16 protein-coding genes are annotated in these 17,235 nt (G+C 36.5%); 4 read left to right on the forward strand and 12 right to left on the reverse strand.

Annotation, left to right across the window (positions count from 1 at the left end; genetic code table 11):
• Positions 1-26: 26 nt before the first annotated feature.
• Positions 27-1,652, forward strand: coding sequence for an L-glutamate gamma-semialdehyde dehydrogenase (gene pruA / locus ACFQ0R_RS08145; RefSeq protein WP_379657883.1), 1,626 nt, complete (start codon positions 27-29; stop codon positions 1,650-1,652).
• A 104-nt stretch (positions 1,653-1,756) separates the two neighbouring features.
• On the opposite strand, the gene rsmG is transcribed toward pruA, so the two are convergent.
• The gene (rsmG, locus tag ACFQ0R_RS08150) at positions 1,757-2,386 is read right to left on the reverse strand and encodes a 16S rRNA (guanine(527)-N(7))-methyltransferase RsmG (protein WP_379657884.1); all 630 of its coding nucleotides are present in this window, start codon (positions 2,384-2,386) and stop codon (positions 1,757-1,759) included.
• Between the two features lie 198 nt (positions 2,387-2,584).
• Between rsmG and ACFQ0R_RS08155 the strand changes: the two genes are divergently transcribed.
• The gene (locus ACFQ0R_RS08155; RefSeq protein ID WP_379657885.1) at positions 2,585-3,679 is read left to right on the forward strand and encodes a fatty acid desaturase family protein; all 1,095 of its coding nucleotides are present in this window, start codon (positions 2,585-2,587) and stop codon (positions 3,677-3,679) included.
• 10 nt (positions 3,680-3,689) lie between these two features.
• Positions 3,690-4,874: a pyridoxal phosphate-dependent aminotransferase gene (locus tag ACFQ0R_RS08160; protein WP_379657886.1), complete on the forward strand. Its 1,185-nt coding sequence runs from the start codon at positions 3,690-3,692 to the stop codon at positions 4,872-4,874.
• Positions 4,875-4,989: 115 nt separating this feature from the next.
• Here the strand turns inward: ACFQ0R_RS08160 and ACFQ0R_RS08165 are convergent, their stop codons facing one another.
• Positions 4,990-5,730, reverse strand: a complete 741-nt coding sequence (locus ACFQ0R_RS08165) for a mechanosensitive ion channel family protein (protein WP_379657887.1) — start codon at positions 5,728-5,730, stop codon at positions 4,990-4,992.
• Positions 5,731-5,876: 146 nt separating this feature from the next.
• Between ACFQ0R_RS08165 and ACFQ0R_RS08170 the strand changes: the two genes are divergently transcribed.
• The gene (locus ACFQ0R_RS08170; protein ID WP_379657888.1) at positions 5,877-6,539 is read left to right on the forward strand and encodes a flavodoxin reductase; all 663 of its coding nucleotides are present in this window, start codon (positions 5,877-5,879) and stop codon (positions 6,537-6,539) included.
• A gap of 232 nt (positions 6,540-6,771) precedes the next feature.
• Here ACFQ0R_RS08170 and ACFQ0R_RS08175 read toward each other — a convergent pair whose 3' ends face one another.
• From ACFQ0R_RS08175 to ACFQ0R_RS08220, 10 genes are all read right to left on the reverse strand, one after another.
• Positions 6,772-8,826: an alpha-ketoacid dehydrogenase subunit alpha/beta gene (locus ACFQ0R_RS08175; RefSeq protein ID WP_379657889.1), complete on the reverse strand. Its 2,055-nt coding sequence runs from the start codon at positions 8,824-8,826 to the stop codon at positions 6,772-6,774.
• Between the two features lie 113 nt (positions 8,827-8,939).
• Complete coding sequence (locus ACFQ0R_RS08180; RefSeq protein ID WP_379658065.1) at positions 8,940-9,068, reverse strand: four helix bundle protein; 129 nt, start codon at positions 9,066-9,068, stop codon at positions 8,940-8,942.
• A gap of 147 nt (positions 9,069-9,215) precedes the next feature.
• Positions 9,216-10,541 carry a dihydrolipoamide acetyltransferase family protein gene (locus ACFQ0R_RS08185; protein WP_379657890.1) on the reverse strand — a complete coding sequence of 442 codons (1,326 nt, stop codon included), beginning with the start codon at positions 10,539-10,541 and terminating at the stop codon, positions 9,216-9,218.
• Between the two features lie 47 nt (positions 10,542-10,588).
• Positions 10,589-11,188, reverse strand: coding sequence for an acyltransferase (locus tag ACFQ0R_RS08190; RefSeq protein WP_379657891.1), 600 nt, complete (start codon positions 11,186-11,188; stop codon positions 10,589-10,591).
• A 147-nt stretch (positions 11,189-11,335) separates the two neighbouring features.
• On the reverse strand, positions 11,336-11,605 hold the full coding sequence (locus ACFQ0R_RS08195) for a four helix bundle protein (RefSeq protein WP_379657892.1): 270 nt from the start codon (positions 11,603-11,605) through the stop codon (positions 11,336-11,338).
• A gap of 11 nt (positions 11,606-11,616) precedes the next feature.
• Positions 11,617-12,369 carry an enoyl-CoA hydratase/isomerase family protein gene (locus tag ACFQ0R_RS08200; protein WP_379657893.1) on the reverse strand — a complete coding sequence of 251 codons (753 nt, stop codon included), beginning with the start codon at positions 12,367-12,369 and terminating at the stop codon, positions 11,617-11,619.
• A 91-nt stretch (positions 12,370-12,460) separates the two neighbouring features.
• On the reverse strand, positions 12,461-14,971 hold the full coding sequence (gene paaZ / locus ACFQ0R_RS08205; RefSeq protein ID WP_379657894.1) for a phenylacetic acid degradation bifunctional protein PaaZ: 2,511 nt from the start codon (positions 14,969-14,971) through the stop codon (positions 12,461-12,463).
• A 51-nt stretch (positions 14,972-15,022) separates the two neighbouring features.
• On the reverse strand, positions 15,023-16,228 hold the full coding sequence (pcaF, locus tag ACFQ0R_RS08210; protein ID WP_379657895.1) for a 3-oxoadipyl-CoA thiolase: 1,206 nt from the start codon (positions 16,226-16,228) through the stop codon (positions 15,023-15,025).
• A 186-nt stretch (positions 16,229-16,414) separates the two neighbouring features.
• Complete coding sequence (locus ACFQ0R_RS08215) at positions 16,415-16,831, reverse strand: PaaI family thioesterase (protein ID WP_379657896.1); 417 nt, start codon at positions 16,829-16,831, stop codon at positions 16,415-16,417.
• A gap of 20 nt (positions 16,832-16,851) precedes the next feature.
• Entirely contained in the window at positions 16,852-17,235 is a 384-nt protein-coding gene (locus ACFQ0R_RS08220; RefSeq protein WP_379657897.1) for a four helix bundle protein, read from the reverse strand.

The following is a 17,235-nucleotide window of genomic DNA, read 5'->3' on the forward strand; positions in this document are numbered from 1 at the left end:
GAAATCAATAAAATAATTTAAATATTATGGGAAAAGGTTATTTTCAAGTACCAACAGCAATAAATGAACCTATAAAAACTTATGCTCCAGGTTCTCCAGAAAGAGAGTCTATTGAGAAAATGTATAAGAAAATTTATAATCAAAAGGCAGAAGTTCCTTTATATATAGGTAAAGAAGAAATAAAAACGGGAAATACTAAAAGCATAAGACCTCCACATGATCATCAGCACGAAGTTGGTGTCTATCATAATGCGGAAGAAAAACATGTCGATCAAGCAATTGATAGTGCTTTGGAAGCTCGAAAAGAATGGGCTAAATTACCTTGGGAACAAAGAGCGGCTGTATTTTTAAAAGCAGCAGATTTAATTTCTGGACCTTATAGAGATAAAATGAATGCAACGACCATGATTGGTCAATCTAAAACTGTTTTTCAAGCTGAAATTGATTCTGCCTGCGAAATCTGTGATTTTTTAAGATTTAATGTTGAATACATGTCTGAAATTTATAGAGAACAGCCAGAGTCTGCAGATAATGAGTGGAACAGATTGGAGCACAGACCGCTTGAGGGTTTTGTGTATGCGATTACTCCTTTTAACTTTACTGCTATTGCTGGTAATTTACCTTCAAGTGCAGCGCTCATGGGTAACGTGGCAGTTTGGAAACCAAGTGATAGTCAAATGCTCTCTGCTCAGGTAATTATGGAAGTCTTTAAAGAAGCTGGATTGCCAGATGGCGTAATTAACATGATAATTGGTGATCCCGTAATGATTACCGATAAAATTTTAGCTAGAAAAGAATTTGCAGGTATCCACTTTACAGGAAGTACCAATGTTTTTAAAGGAATCTGGTCTAAAATTGGAGAAAATATCCATAACTACAATACTTATCCTAGAATTGTAGGTGAAACTGGCGGTAAAGATTTCATTGTAGCTCATAAATCTGCTGATGCACAAGTAGTTGCCACAGCTTTACTAAGAGGTGCTTTTGAGTTTCAAGGCCAAAAATGTAGTGCCGCATCAAGATCTTATGTTTCCAGTAGCCTATGGCCTAGTGTAAAAGAGAAATTGGTTAAAGATGTGAAGTCTATTAAAATGGGACCAACTGGAGACTTGAGCAACTTTATTGGCGCTGTAATACACGAACAATCTTTTGATAAATTATCTGAGTATATTGAAAGAGCTAAGAAAAGTGATGAAGCAGAAATTATAGTGGGTGGTAATTGCGATAAATCAAAAGGCTATTTTGTAGAGCCAACTGTAATAGTCACTACCAATCCAAAATATGAAACGATGGTAGAAGAATTATTTGGACCTGTATTAACACTTTATGTTTACGATGATGATAAATATGAAGACACTCTACATTTAGTAGATAACACAAGTCAGTATGGATTAACAGGTTCTATTATTTCTACAGATCGTTATGCAGCATCAGTAGCTACAGATATTTTACAAAATTCTGCTGGTAACTTCTACATCAATGATAAATGTACAGGAGCTGTTGTTGGTCGTCAGCCATTTGGAGGTGCTAGAAATAGTGGTACAAATGATAAAGCAGGATCTAAGTTCAACCTATTAAGATGGTCTTCACCAAGATTAATAAAGGAAACTTTTGTTCCAGCTACAGATTACACTTATCCACATATGGGATAATGTAGATTTCATTATAAATGTAAAAATCCCTCAAAATTAGGTTTTTGAGGGATTCTTTTATTTAGGACAAATATTACTTTATAATGATATGAAAGTGGTTTAAGTTAACCTCTATATTTCATAGGGAGATAGACTACTTTTTTGGTGTCAAAAAAGTCTTCATTAAAGACTTCTGACAATTCAAAAATCTCAACAGTACGATAAGGTAGTAATTCTTCCGACAAATCTCCTCCTTTCAAATAGAGAATTCCGTTTTTCCTGTCATGCCTAGATTCTTTAGCAATTTTGCCTTTTACCCAGTGCACAAAGCTTGGCATCACAGCTACAGCTCTACTCACAATAAAATCATACTCCCCTGTCACATTCTCGACTCTATCGTTGATAGCCTTAACATTTTTAAGCCCAAGTGCATCAACGACTTCTTCCACGACTTTAATTTTTTTACCAATACTATCCACCAAAGTAAATTGTGTTTCAGGAAATAGGATAGCCAAAGGGATACCTGGAAAACCTCCACCCGTCCCAACATCTAGAACTTTAGAGCCAGGTAAAAAAGACTGGACTTTTGCAATTCCTAAACTATGCAATACATGACGGATATATATCTCATCTATGTCTTTTCTAGAGACAACATTAATTTTTTGATTCCAATCCTTGTAGACTTCTGCAATTTTTTCAAATTGTTCAATCTGCATTTCGTCAAGATCCTCAAAGTAGTGTTTTATTAATTCCAATATGTTAAATTTTATAATGCAAAAATAATAGTTATTAACATCAATATGGATAAAAAAATAACTTCATTATCCGCAAACAACTCATAACAGTCAAAAAAAGCCAGTTCCATTAAACTTCTATAAATCGAACACAATTGGCATTTGTCAAAAGCTTTGATATAGATTAATTTTTATCTTTGCGATTCAATTATATTTATAATGACAAACCCTACAATAAAGTTTTCCAGAAAAGATCCTCAAAAGTTCTTTAAAACATTAAACAAAAGAGTCAATAATTACTTTAGTGAAAATGATATTAAAAAGACTGGTAATTGGAAATTGCACCTTAAGACAATTGTCATGTTCAGTTTATTTTTAGTTCCTTACTTTTTGATTTTATTTTTGGATATTTCAGATTGGTGGAAATTACTATTCACTGTTTTGATGGGTGCTGGAATGGCTGGTGTTGGTATGAATGTGATGCATGATGGTAATCATGGAACTTACTCAAGAAAAAAGTGGGTTAATAAATTCATGGGGAGTTCTATTTACATATTGGCTGGAAATGTTTACAACTGGCAAGTGCAGCATAATGTACTTCACCATACATATACCAATATACATGGTCATGATGAAGATATCGATGCAGGAGGAATAATTAGATTTTCCAGGCATGCAAAATGGAAACGCTTTCATAAATTCCAACATATTTATTCTGTCTTTTTATATGGTCTATTAACGTTTAACTGGTCCCTTACATCAGACTTTAAACAAACCAGAAGTTACCTTAAGCGTCAACTTTCATATGGAAAAATGCCAAGCAAATGGAAACAATGGAGTTTATTGGCTATTACTAAAGCTTTATATATTTCAATGTGGATTGTTATACCTATATTAATTGGAATTGTATGGTGGAAAGTTCTTTTAGGTTTTTTCATAATGCACTACACAGCTGGATTAATTTTAAGTATCATTTTCCAATTAGCACATATGGTTGAAGATAACGATATGCCAATGCCAAATGAAGCTGGTGAAATGAAAAATACATGGGCAATACACCAGTTATTTACAACAGCAAATTTCGCAACAAATAATAAAATTATAAACTGGTTTAGCGGTGGTCTAAATCATCAGGTGGAACATCATATATTTCCAAATATAAGTCATATACATTACGGTAAAATAAGTGAAATCGTAAAGGAAACAGCGAGAGAATTCAACCTTCCATATAACGAATATGAATCTACTAGAGGTGCTATAAAGTCTCATTTTAGACATTTAAAAATGCTAGGAAATAAACCTCAATTATCTTAATCAACTTTTTATGATCCAACTATCTGATAAAATCCAAAAACTTGAAACTTCTGCAACCTTAGCAATGGCTGCAAAAACAAGAGAGCTTAAAGCAGAAGGTAAAGACATCATAGGCTTGAGTCTTGGTGAACCAGATTTTAATACTCCAGATTTTATAAAAGAAGCAGCCATACAAGCTGTAAATGATAACTACAATTCATACACCCCTGTAGATGGGTATGAAGATCTTAAAAAAGCGGTTCAAAAAAAATTCGAAAGGGATAATAATCTTGACTATGAATTAAATCAAATAGTTGTTTCTACTGGAGCCAAGCAATCATTATATAATGTTGCTTCTGTGGTGTTGAATCCAGGTGATGAAGTCATACTTCCATGTCCTTACTGGGTGAGCTATAGTGATATTGTAAAATTGAACGGAGGTGTTCCAGTTGAAGTAAAAACTGACATAGATCAAGATTTCAAAATGACACCAGAGCAGTTAAAATCTGCTATTACTTCCAGAACAAAAATGATTTGGTACAGTTCACCATGTAATCCAAGTGGATCTGTTTATTCTAAAGATGAACTGATAGCATTAGCTGAAGTTCTGAAAGATTATCCAGATATTATTGTTGTAAGCGATGAAATTTATGAACACATCAATTTTAGCGAAGAACGATTTTCTATAGCAGGAATACCAGATATGTTTGACAGAACTGTTACTGTAAACGGGGTGTCTAAAGCTTTTGCAATGACTGGTTGGAGAATTGGCTATATAGGTGCTCCAGAAAAGATAGCGAATGCTTGTAAAAAATTACAAGGACAAGTTACAAGCGGCGCGAATTGTATAGCTCAACGTGCTGTAATAACAGCACTTGAAGCACCATTGGACAAGATTCAATATATGATTGATAAATTTAAATCTAGAAGAAAATTAATTTTAGATTTAATTGAAACTATACCAGGTTTTGAATGTAACGAACCTAAAGGAGCTTTTTATGTTTTCCCAGACGTCTCTTCCTTTTTCGGAAAGACTTACAATGGAAAAAACATTGAAAATGCAACTGACTTTTCAATGTTTTTATTGGAAGTAGCTAACGTTGCTACAGTAACAGGTGAAGCTTTTGGAAACCCAAACTGCATAAGAATTTCTTACGCAGCGAGTGAATCTGATATTGAAAGAGCTATGGAAAGAATAAAGAAGTCAATAAGTTGATTTATTCTTTCTTCGATGAAGAGTCAAAAGATTTATAATCTCCACCTTGGTAAACGATTCTTCTAGGGATTGGGGTTTCAATTCCATGAGCATCAAGTGATTTTTTAACGGCTTCCTATTGTTCCCAAAATGTTGGCCAGTAGTATTCTGATTCTACCCAACTTCTTGCAGTAACACGAATTTCTGATTCACCAATTTCTTCCAGCCAAACGTCAGGTTCTGGATTTTTCTCTACAATTGGGTGAGACTTCATTGCATCTATAATTATTGGTCTGATTGTTCCCATTTTTATATCAAAAGCAAATTTGAGGCTCAAGTCCATTCTTCGTAATGGATTCATGGTTCTGTTATCAACATCACTATTGGCTACGTTGCCATTGGGCATCGTAATAACCCTACCGTCGAATGTTTCAATTCTTGTGTAGAGAATATCGATATTCTTTACAAAACCAGTGGTGGCATTTACATTAATCAAATCTCCCACCTTAAAAGGTTTGAAAACTAAAATTAAAACTCCTCCTGCAAAGTTGGCTAAACTTCCTTGCAAAGCTAAGCCGATAGCAATACCAGCGGCACCAAAAATAGCTAAGAAAGATGTAGTCTTTACTCCTAAAATAGAACCTATAAGTGTGAACAGCAAGCCGTATAATACAAAAATCGATAAACTCTCTACAAAAGTTTTGAGTGATAATTCAACTTTCGATTTTCTCAATGCGGCTTTTAATATTCTCATAATCATCTTAATGATGAGAATACCGATTACAAGTGCCACTATTGAATAAAGCAAGTCAGGTCCAACGGAGAAAATAATTTCTTGTAAATAGTCTTTTAGGGTCTCAAGGAATGAAGTATCCATTTTCAAAAATTGATTTTTGAATAAGGTAATTATTAATACTCATATTCTGAAGCTTTTACCGAATAGATTCAAATTGTTAAAATAAGTGACATTATTTCTTAATCCTAATAGATAAATCTCGTACCTTTTTTAATTTATAAATAAAAATGAATACTCTTAAAATTAAACACGTAGAAAAAATCACACCTGATGTACTACAAATAATAACAAACAAACCATCAGGTTTGGAATTCAAGCCTGGACAGGCAACCGAGCTTTTTATTAACCAAGAAAGCTGGAAAGAAGAAGGAAGACCATTCACATTTACAAGTTTACCAGAAGATAATTATTTTGAATTTGTGATCAAAACTTATCCTGATCACAACGGAGTTACAGAAAAATTGCTCGATCTTAAAGAAGGAGACGAATTTCTCCAGAATGAAGTTTTTGGTAATATCTATTTCAGAGGTGAAGGAACTTTTATTGCTGGTGGTGCTGGGCTAACACCTCTTATTTCTATTCTTAGAGATCGAGATAAAAACGGCAAAAACGAAGATAATAAGCTGATTTTTGCAAATAAGACTAAAGCTGACATTATACTTAAGGATGAACTTGAAAAAATGCTAGATAGTAATTTTATAAATATTCTCTCTGAAGAAGAAACGGAAGAATACGCCCATGGTCATATCGATAAGACTTTTTTAAAAGATCATGTGCTTAATTTGGATCGTAAATTTTATATATGTGGACCTCCACCGATGGTGGAGAGCGTTGTCGACGATCTAAAAGAGATTGGCGCTAAAGATGAAGATATTATTATAGAAGATTAAATCCTTGTTTTTATATCAACAAAAATGCCTTGAAAGTTTCAAGGCATTTTTTATTTGATGCAAAACCTAAATTTCTAGCATTAAGCTTTGCTTGAGAGATGATAGCAAAGCCGCATGAATGGTGGCGATTTTGTGAGACGACAGACGGGTTGATTTAGGATAGCAAAAAGCGAGGAATTGAAACAAAACAAACAAGACCTTACTTTTTTTAAACAAGTTAATGTCCTAAACATTAATAATCCAACAACTCTTGAATTTTTGTCTTTACTTTTGCAGTACTTGGAATCATGGTTTCTTCAAGAATCGTGTTGAGTGGAATTGCTGGCATGTTTTCTGAACCAATGGTCATTACTGGCGCATCCAGATACTGAAAACATTTCTCTTGTATCTTCCCGCTAAGTGCTCTGGCAAAAGTATTGTCTGAAGGTTCCTCTGTCACCACCAGACATTTTTTACATTTTTTGACCGATTTCATGATAGTCTCTTCATCTAAAGGATGAAGTGTTCTGAGATCAACAATTTCGATTTGATCTTGGAGACCTAGTTCCTGAGAGGCATTCATGGCCCAGTGCACGCCCATGCCGTAAGTGATAATGCTTAGCGTTTCCTTATTATCCTGAGGCCAAATCTCTTGTAATACCCAGGCTTTCCCGAAGGGTAACACGTAATCTTCTGCAGGCTCTACGCTAGTAGCTCCTTTTGTTCCAGGCACTTTGCTCCAATACAATCCTTTATGCTCAAAAATAACCACCGGATTAGGATCATGATAAGCTGCTTTCATTAAACCTTTGAGGTCAGCGCCATTGCTGGGATATGCAATCTTGAGCCCCCGAATGTTCGACACTACACTTTCTACCGAAGAGGAATGGTAAGGGCCGCCGCTTCCATATGCTCCTATAGGTACACGTAAGATCATGGAAACAGACCATTTACCATTAGATAGATAACAGCTTCTGCTGACTTCGGTAAACAACTGATTCAATCCGGGCCATATGTAGTCGGCAAACTGAACTTCAACAATTGGTTTGAGTCCAACAGCTGACATCCCAACGGTTGATCCAACAATAAAAGCTTCCTGAATTGGTGTATTAAAAACCCTATAATCTCCAAATTTTTGAGCCAGAGTCGCCGCTTCCCGGAAAACACCTCCAAGTCTACCTCCAACATCCTGACCGTAAAGCAAACACTCTTTGTGTTTGGTCATTAATTCTTCGATAGCAAATAGCGCGCAATCTACCATCACTACTTTTTCTGCTCCTTTTGGTGAGCGTTCCCCTTGTTCTTCAGTAATAGGTGTTGGCGCAAAATCGTGTGTAAATAAATCTTTCGGTGTAGGATCTTCGGCCTGAAGGGCTTCTTGATATTCTTTTGAAACAACTGCATTAGCAGCTTTTTCTATAGCGTCTAGTTCATCGGCTGTGAAACCATTGTCGAGCAGTTGTTGTTTTAATTTTGGATAAGGGTCTCTAGTTTTAGACTCTTCGAGATCGTCTCTGTAAAATTCCATACGAACACCAGAGGTATGGTGATTGAGAAGTGGACACTTCGCATGCACCAAAAATGGTCTTCGCTCTTTTCTTACCGTCTTTAAAACTTCTTCAAATTCAGTGTAAGATTCTATAAAATCTGTACCATCAATACTTATGGCTTCCAATCCATGAAATCCTTTAGCATACTCAAAGGCATCTTGAGCTCTAGTTTCTTCTGCATTTGCAGAAATATCCCAGCCATTATCTTGTACCAGGTAAATAATTGGCAGTTGCTTCAATGCAGCCATTTGGAGAGCTTCTGCTATTTCTCCTTCAGTTACGGAAGCATCACCTAGTGAACACACAACTACTGGTGATTCACTTTTATTTTTGAAACCAGACTTCTTATGTTCTTTGTATGAAAATCCCAATGCGGCTCCTGTTGCAGGAATGGCTTGCATTCCTGTAGCAGAACTTTGATGTGGGATTTTGGGCTTATCCTCATCGTTCAAGCTTGGATGTGAATAGTAGGTCCGTCCAGCTGAAAATGGATCATCCTTTTTGGCTAGTAGTTGAAGCATCAAGTCTTTTGGTTGCATACCTATTGCCAATAAAATGGAATCATCACGATAGTAAGGGTACACATAGTCCTGTGGTTTCAGTTGCATCCCTACAGCAGTCTGTATCACTTCATGTCCACGTGAAGTAGCGTGAACATATTTGGACACCACCTTAAAATTTTCTTCATAAAGCTCAGCCATAGCTTTAGCAGTGACTAAGTTTTGAAAAGCTTTTTTGAATATGTTCTTTGAAATCATGTTTAATTTTAAATTATGAATTTATAATTTGAATTTGATTGTTTTGATAATTGAAGTTAGTAAGCGAATAATTTCTTCAAAATCTTTGATATGAGTATTTACCTCTATATTAACTAATTCACTTTTATCCAAAAGCTGCAGCTAGTAAACTGTTTCCTTGCCTCTTTAGATGCAATCGATAACTCATGAACAAAATCACTTCGACTTTGAGCGGCTTCTGATTCAGCGATATTAGCTCCTATACTGGTTCAGCTTCTCAATATCTGTTTTGAAATTATAAACTCTTTTTGATCTTGCATCATTTTAAACAACAGCATAATCTTAAACAAAAATTCAAAGCTTTTATCTTTTACTATGTTTAATTTCATTACAGATCATTTAAGTTATTGTCATTTAAAATTTTTATCTTCCTCCAAATAATCCGCAATCCGCCTTAAGAAACTTCCCGCCAGATATCCATCCACAATCCTGTGATCAAAGGATAGAGATAAGTACATCATCTGCCTGATTTCAATTTTATCACCGTCTTCGTATTCAATTACTTCAGCTCTTTTCTTAATTATGCCTGTCGCCAAAATAGCGGCCTCAGGCTGATTGATGATTGGTGTTCCCATTAAACTTCCAAAAGTTCCCACATTTGAGATGGTGAACGTACTTCCTTTTGTATCATCACTCGTCAATTTATTATCTCTGGCTTTAGCTACCAATGCATTGACATCTTGAGCCAAAGTTTTTAAATCTTTCTTGTCAGAATTTCTCACCACAGGTACAATAAGGTTTCCACTAGGTAAAGCCGTAGCCATTCCAATGTTAATATCGTCTTTTACGATGATTTGATTTCCTTCCAGCGACGAATTTATCATTGGAAAATCCAAAATTGCTTTAGTTACTGCCTGAATGAAAAGTGGTGTAAACGTCAATTTCTCACTGGTTTCTGCTTGAAATTTAGCTTTATTTTCATTTCTCCATTCGACCAATTTGGTCATATCAGCTTCAACATAAGCTGTGACGTGAGGAGAGGTATGTTTGGAAAACACCATGTGGTCGGCGATCATTTGTCGCATCCTATCCATTTCCACAAGCTTTCCTTTTCCTTTATCAAATTTTAAATCAGGAACTTGAAATCCAGATGTTTTTTCGACATGTTGTGATTGTGCAAATTGAGCAGGCCTCCCATCTTCAATATATTTAAATATATCCGATTTTTTTAATCGATCATCTGCTCCAGAAGCTGGAATTCTTGCCAACTCTTCATAACTGATATGGTAATCTCTGGCAATTTTTTCAACTAAAGGTGAATAGAATTGATTTCCTCTTGTGCTTGGTTTCCACCCTGAATCATCTATTTGTTTTGGAACCTTAGTTTTTTGTTCTTTAGTTTTTTTTGCTGATTGACCTTTATTTTGTTTTGATTCGGTTTTATCAGAATTTTTCTCTTTCTCTTCTGAACTTGAAACATCCTCATCTGATGCTTCTAGAATAGCAATAATTTCACCGATTTTCACAACTTGCTTGGCTACATGCTTTATTTCTATGAGTCGGCCTGAAAATGGAGCAGGAACTTCATTATCTACTTTGTCTGTGCCTACTTCAACCAGTATGTCTCCTTCTTGAAAACCATCACCCTCACTAACCATCCAATTCAAAATGGTTCCTTCAGTTATGCTTTCCCCCATTTTTGGGAGTTGAAATTCTATAGTGTCTTTACTGCTCATAATTTATATATCTAACTTCTACTCTCCTCCTTATAACAATCCTCAAATCAATTTTTACCTTTAAATTCTTTTAATGTCTTATAGAAATTCTCCTGTTTAGGTCTATTTTCTGGAATTTCTCTCAAAGTCAACACTTCTTCCAAACTTTCATGACAATCTGTGGGCAATTGCTGATACAAACGGGTACCTGCAGTTTTCCAAGCTATCATTTCATCAGTCACTTCTTTGATGACTTTAGCAGGATTTCCAACTACTAAACTACGCTTGGGAATTTTAGTTTCTGCTTTTACAAATGCTAAAGCACCAATAATAGATTCATCACCAATTTCAGCATCATCCATAATTACAGCATTCATACCAATAAGGCAGTTTTCTCCAAGATTCGCTCCATGAATGATTGCCCCGTGACCTACATGCGCTCCTTTTTTCAAAGTAATACTCTTACCAGGGAACATATGAACGGTACAGTTTTCTTGAACGTTGACGCCATCTTCCAATATAATTTCTCCCCAATCCCCACGAATAGCTGCACCGGGCCCAATATAACAATCTTTACCAATTATGACATTTCCTGTTACAGCTGCCTGTGGATGCACAAAGCTGGACTCGTGAATGACAGGTATATGGTTTTTGAATTTGAAGATCATAAAGAACAGTCTGTTAGTGTTGAATGGTTAGTCTTTGTTTTTAAATTATTGTTTACTTTTAAAATGTTTAATCAAAGCTGATATCATTTTAGATATTTGAGTAAGTTGTTTTCTATTTTCTTCATCAACTTCAAAAGTGATATAACTTCAAAGTCTGGCTTTTGTTGATGCTGCAACACAATCTTGACAACTATCGCAAGCCATTTTTAAATACTTCACGAAATTTGTATCAGTACTATCTGAACCTTCTGCAATATTTAATGCCATAGAGTCTGCTACTCGATTAAGCTGTGAACCCAATCTATATGTTTCATGACTTGGAAAACCCACTGTTTGACGATTAACCTGCTCACCAAATTCTATCGCTTTTTGGTAAACTTTTAGGTCTTCAAATTTAAAATAATACTTACTTTCCATAACACTCACCTCTATTTAAACCTCTTCAGCTTCTCTTTCGTGAAAGAGCTCAATACCAACTTACCACTAATTTTTGCTCTTTCAATCAACAGCTCATCCCAGTCTTCAGTTCCTCGCCAAAACATTTGTTTCATGTGCTTTACTGCCTCAGGATTGTATTCACATAAATTTTTAGCGAATTCCGACACAGCAATATCTAGTTCTTCTGTAGATTCATAAACATTTGCGAATAAACCTTTATCCTTGGCCCATTCAGCTGAATAGAAAGTATTAGCATCTATAGCGATTTGAGACATCCCATTTACACCAAGTTTTCGTTCTACAGCTGGACCGACTACAAATGGCCCTATACCTAAATTCAATTCGCTTAGCTTAATCGCTGCGTATTTTGTAGCCATGCAATAATCCATAGAAGAGGCTAATCCTACTCCACCACCAACGGTTTTTCCTTGAACTCGACCAATAATGAATTTTGGGCACTTTCGCATGGCATTGATTACATTAGCAAATCCACTGAAGAATTGTTTACCAGTTTTTTCATCTTCAATTGAAATCAATTCCTTAAAACTTGCTCCAGCACAAAAGGTGCGTTCACCACCAGACTTTAAAATGACAACTAAAACGTCGTCGTCCTTTCCAACTTCTGTTATTGTTTCCGCCAATTTAGCAAGAATGTCGCTGGGCAGAGAGTTATGTGCCGGATGAAAAAATTCTATCGTTGCAATTTTATCTTGAATATCTTTTTTAACGTATGGTTTGGTCATAATAAATTTTCTTTCTCAATCGTTTTCGAATGTTTCTCAAAACTAATGATTGTTAGTCTGAATAGCAATTAGATTAGCTTCAGTTTTAATATTAAATTAAATTAAACTGCTCAAAATGATGATTGAAATGCTTTCGATTTAATAGCTTCCATTCAAATGCAGTCAACTCCCCGAAAACAGCATTTTTAGTAGTGGTGTCTGGATGTTCTCTAAAGAAAACAACAAAATCTTCGTAAGCTTCTAGAAGTGCTTTTTTGGCTTTATCAAGATTCTCATGCTGTAACACTTCAAGTTCATCTTTCTTCATCAAAGGCATTTTATAGCCTTGTGGCATTTTTTCGTAAGTGTATAAGGTTTCCTGTACTTTTTCGAGATGCTCTTCTGGAGTTGCTACTTCAAAATTTGAAATCTCGCCTGTCGCAATTCGAAGGCTCGTTTCTAAGTGTTCAAGCATATGCTGTGGAGTCATCATTCCCCATTGAGGCTGACTTTCTCCAGAAAGAGCTTTTAACTTACTTTCGATAAAATCTTTATCTACATCATGAAACGTAGTCTGCTTTTTCTGAACCATAGTCAAAATAGTCGCTATGGCGACCAATTTATCTTCCTCTTCCACGGCTTCTGTATCAAAAACCTCAACATACCATTTTACGATTCCACTTGGCAATTCTTTTCCCTTTTGGTCACGATCTACTTTTTCTTTGCAAGTCAAGCGCACATGAATCGTATCATTATGATAAAGCGGTCTCAAAAATCTGATTTCTTCCAAACCGTAATTTGCTGCAACCGGACCTTTATTTGGATAAACGAATAATCCCGCAGCAGCTGAAATAATAAAATAACCATGAGCTGTACGTTGCTCAAAAATGCTGCCTTCTAAAGAAGTAATGTCAGTATGCGCGTAAAAATGATCCCACGTTAGATTCCCGAAATTGATGATATCAGTATCCGTCAAGGTCCGGTTATGGGTTTTCAAAGACATCCCTGGCTCAATATCTTCCCAGTGATAAGCGAACGGATGTTTTTCAGTTTCTTTATAATCCGCTTTTGGCTGATAAATTCCTGTAATTTCAGTCAGAGTTGTAGGACTTCCTTGAATCGCACAACGCTGCATAAAGTGTTTGATTCCACGTTTTCCGCCCATTTCTTCTCCACCTCCAGCTCGTCCAGGTCCTCCGTGTACTAGATTTGGTAACGGAGCACCATGACCAGTACTCTGCTTGGCCGACTCTCGATTTATGGACATAATTCTTCCATGATGAGAAGCAGCTTTGATGGTGTAATCTCGAGCAATGGAATCTTCATTTGTAAATATTGAACTCACCAAAGAGCCTTTTCCTTTTTTGGACAACTCTATAGCTTCATCTAAATTTTTATAAGGCATCAATGTACTTACCGGGCCAAAAGCTTCAGTAACATGTGCGGCTTCATTTTTAAAAGGTTCATGCTCTCTCATCAAAATAGGTTTAATGAAAGCACCTTTTTTAAATTCAGCATTAATCGTTTCCATAGCATCAAAATCTCCGTAGACAATTTCAGCAGTTTTTGATATTTCGTTGACAGCTTTTTTTACAGCTTCCACTTGCTTTTTGTCGATCAAGCTCCCCATTCTAACTTCTTTCAATCTTGGATCACCAAGTGATACTTTTTCCAAAGCTTTACCTAAAGCAATTTGCACATCTTCTATCAGAGATTCAGGAACGATAGCACGGCGAATAGCCGTACACTTCTGTCCGCATTTCACGGTCATTTCATTCCGGACTTCACGGATGAACAAATCAAATTCCGGGGTTCCTGGAACAGCATCCTCCCCTAAAATTGAAGCATTCAAAGAATCTGCTTCCATAGTAAAAGGAACGGATTCTTCAAGTAGTCGTGGGTGGTTTTTTAACAGTCGTCCGGTAGTTGCTGAACCTGTAAAACTGACGATGTCTTGAGATTCTACACTGTCTAAAATGCTTTTCTCAGTTCCTGAAATCAGTTGTAAAGCACCTTCGGGAAGAATTCCAGATGCAATAATTTCCTTGACAACAGCTTCTGTCAAATAAGCTGATTGTGGTGCTGGTAAAACAACAGCTGGAACGCCAGCCATCCAATTTACCGCACATTTTTCCAACATTCCCCACACAGGAAAATTGAATGCATTAATATGAACCGCCACCCCTTCTTTAGGTACTAAGATGTGATGTGCCATAAACCTTCCTCCATGAGATAAATCAATTGGATCTCCTTCAACATCAAACGGCTGATTGGGGAATAATTTTCTTAATGAAGCATTAGCAAACAAATTACCAAAACCACCATCAATATCAAACCACGAATCCATCTTTGTAGCCCCAGTACGATAGCTCAATTCGTAAAATGCTCTTTTTTTCTTCTGTAGATAGAATGCTAAAGATTTCAGCATATTTCCACGTTCCTGAAAAGTCATTTTTCTAAGGGTATCTCCTTTTTCACGACCATAAGCCAATACTTCGGGAATATTGAAACCTTCTACATTTATGGATGTAAAATGTTCTCCAGTTATGGAATCATAAATAGGTTGACCCTCGCCTTTACCATGGGTCCATTGACCTTGTATATAACTTTGTGTGGTTTGCATAATATTCGAACTATGATTTATAATTATTTTATTTTAGATAAGTTTCAATTCTTAACTCACATTCTCAATTACAGCAGCATAACCTTGACCTACACCAACACACATTGTGACTAAAGCATATTTTTTGTTAGTCAACTGAAGCTGAAGTGCAGCAGTATACGCAAGTCTTGAGCCAGTGACACCCAATGGATGACCAATCGCAATAGCACCTCCATTAGGATTGATTCGCGGATCATCATCTTTTAGTCCCCAAGCGCGGATACAGGCTAAGGCTTGGGCTGCGAAAGCTTCATTTAATTCGATAATGTCCATGTCTTCCATTGTTAAGCCTGCTTTTTCCAGAGCTTTATTGGATGCTTCTACCGGGCCAATACCCATAATACGTGGCTCAACTCCTACAACAGCAGAACTTAAAATTCTAGCCATAGGCTTCAAATTATATGTATCAATTGCCTTTTGGGAAGCTACAATCGTAGCTGCTGCTCCGTCATTTAGGCCCGATGAATTTCCCGCAGTTACACTGCCGTCCTTTCTAAAGGCTGGTCGAAGTTTGCCTAAAACTTCTAATTTTGTTTGTGGTTTCACAAACTCATCTTGTGAGAAAACCAAATCCTCTTGTTTCCGTCTTGGGATATTTACAGCTATGATTTCTTTGGCTAAACGGCCACTTTCCTGAGCCTTACTGGCTTTCATCTGAGAATTATAGGCAAACGCATCCTGATCTTCACGCGAAATATTATGGATGTCCACCAAATTTTCAGCCGTTACTCCCATGCCATCAGTGCCGTACATCTCATCCATTTTTGGATTCACAAACCGCCATCCAAAACTCGTATCGTACATTTTGGCATCATTCCCATAAGCCGTAGACGGTTTTGCGATAGCGTAAGGTCCACGAGTCATATGCTCCACTCCTCCGGCAATGAATAAATCCCCATCACCAGCTTTTATAGCTCGATTAGCATGAATAATTGCTGAAAGTCCACTACTGCATAATCTATTCACAGTTTCACCAGGCACCGAGTGTGGCAAGCCTGCCAATAGCGAGCACATTCGAGCTACATTCCGGTTATCTTCCCCAGCCTGATTGGCACAGCCTAAAATCACATCATCAAAAGCTTCCTTAGGAATAGATGGGTTTCTACTCGCTATTTCTTTGATGACCAATGCGCCTAGATCATCCGCCCTCACTGGCGAAAGCGTCCCTCTGTAGTTCCCAATTGGAGTTCGTATTCCGTCAATTATAAATGCATCCATGTCTTGTATTTTGTTATTTTGGGCGTTAACAGGCTTTTCGTTTCAAGTCCTCGTCCGGTGATGGCTTTCGCAAACTTTCCCATGAGCTCCTTTCAGTCGCTTTGGCAAAGCTGTTTCAGCACAACACTAATCCTGCGGGCTTTCCACTACAATCCTTAACGCAAATCCGTTTTCAATTTATATAATTTAGTTATCATTTAAGTCCCATTCTTTAGATGTTCTATATACCACCCCTTTAAAAAGCGCTACAATCTCTTCTCCCCGCTTTAATTCAACATAATGAAAACCAAGTCTATTTTTAGTCACCTCAACAGTCGATTCTGCTGTAATATAATCATCAACACTGAGAGCCTCAATATGATTGATAGACGTTTCGATAGACACTGCATACTTCCCATACGTATTGGCTGCAAAACCAAAAGCCGTATCCGCTAAAGCATACGTAATACCTCCATGTGCTTTCTGCATAGAATTTAGCATTTCTGGCCTTATCTTTAAGCCCACTTTACATTTTCCCAAACTCACTTCCAAAATTTCAATCCCAAGCCAGGTGCTGAAGGGATCTTGGGAGAGCATCTTTTTGGGTATTAGGTTGTAGGACATAGGTTAAGTTTTAGGTCATTTTATTTGCTTCTTATTCTTTTTGAAATTGAAGCACGTAAGCTGCTAATCATTTCAGCCAACTCAACTAAGTATTCGCGATTTGCTTCATTAGTCTCTTGACTCATATAGTTTCTTTGGAAAGCTTTTGTACTGCAAGACACACATTCATGTAAGCTGTGATAAGCGTTTCCAAGATAATTATAAAATTGTTTATCTGTTCCAGCTGAGCCTTCTGCGATATTTAAAGCTATGGAATCACTCGCTCTTTTGAATTGGGAAGTCAATTCGAATCGCTCTTCTCTAGGAAAACTTTTCGTTTGCTGATGAACAACTTCACCAAACTCCATTGCTTTTTGATAGACTTTCAAATCCTCAAATTTAAAATGATACTTGAAATTCTTCAT

Origin of the sequence: Psychroflexus salinarum (assembly GCF_042677225.1) — a bacterium.
Taxonomy (GTDB): domain Bacteria; phylum Bacteroidota; class Bacteroidia; order Flavobacteriales; family Flavobacteriaceae; genus Psychroflexus; species Psychroflexus salinarum.

Bases quoted from the DNA above. Each gene is read 5' to 3' on its own strand.
- ACFQ0R_RS08200 (WP_379657893.1), bottom strand. From the start codon at position 12,369: ATGACCAAACCATACGTTAAAAAAGATATTCAAGATAAAATTGCAACG.
- ACFQ0R_RS08195 (WP_379657892.1), bottom strand. From the start codon at position 11,605: ATGGAAAGTAAGTATTATTTTAAATTTGAAGACCTAAAAGTTTACCAA.
- ACFQ0R_RS08185 (WP_379657890.1), bottom strand. From the start codon at position 10,541: ATGAGCAGTAAAGACACTATAGAATTTCAACTCCCAAAAATGGGGGAA.
- ACFQ0R_RS08220 (WP_379657897.1), bottom strand. From the start codon at position 17,235: ATGAAGAATTTCAAGTATCATTTTAAATTTGAGGATTTGAAAGTCTAT.
- ACFQ0R_RS08175 (WP_379657889.1), bottom strand. From the start codon at position 8,826: ATGATTTCAAAGAACATATTCAAAAAAGCTTTTCAAAACTTAGTCACT.
- pruA (WP_379657883.1), top strand. From the start codon at position 27: ATGGGAAAAGGTTATTTTCAAGTACCAACAGCAATAAATGAACCTATA.
- ACFQ0R_RS08190 (WP_379657891.1), bottom strand. From the start codon at position 11,188: ATGATCTTCAAATTCAAAAACCATATACCTGTCATTCACGAGTCCAGC.
- paaZ (WP_379657894.1), bottom strand. From the start codon at position 14,971: ATGCAAACCACACAAAGTTATATACAAGGTCAATGGACCCATGGTAAA.
- ACFQ0R_RS08170 (WP_379657888.1), top strand. From the start codon at position 5,877: ATGAATACTCTTAAAATTAAACACGTAGAAAAAATCACACCTGATGTA.
- ACFQ0R_RS08160 (WP_379657886.1), top strand. From the start codon at position 3,690: ATGATCCAACTATCTGATAAAATCCAAAAACTTGAAACTTCTGCAACC.
- ACFQ0R_RS08155 (WP_379657885.1), top strand. From the start codon at position 2,585: ATGACAAACCCTACAATAAAGTTTTCCAGAAAAGATCCTCAAAAGTTC.
- ACFQ0R_RS08165 (WP_379657887.1), bottom strand. From the start codon at position 5,730: ATGGATACTTCATTCCTTGAGACCCTAAAAGACTATTTACAAGAAATT.
- pcaF (WP_379657895.1), bottom strand. From the start codon at position 16,228: ATGGATGCATTTATAATTGACGGAATACGAACTCCAATTGGGAACTAC.
- ACFQ0R_RS08215 (WP_379657896.1), bottom strand. From the start codon at position 16,831: ATGTCCTACAACCTAATACCCAAAAAGATGCTCTCCCAAGATCCCTTC.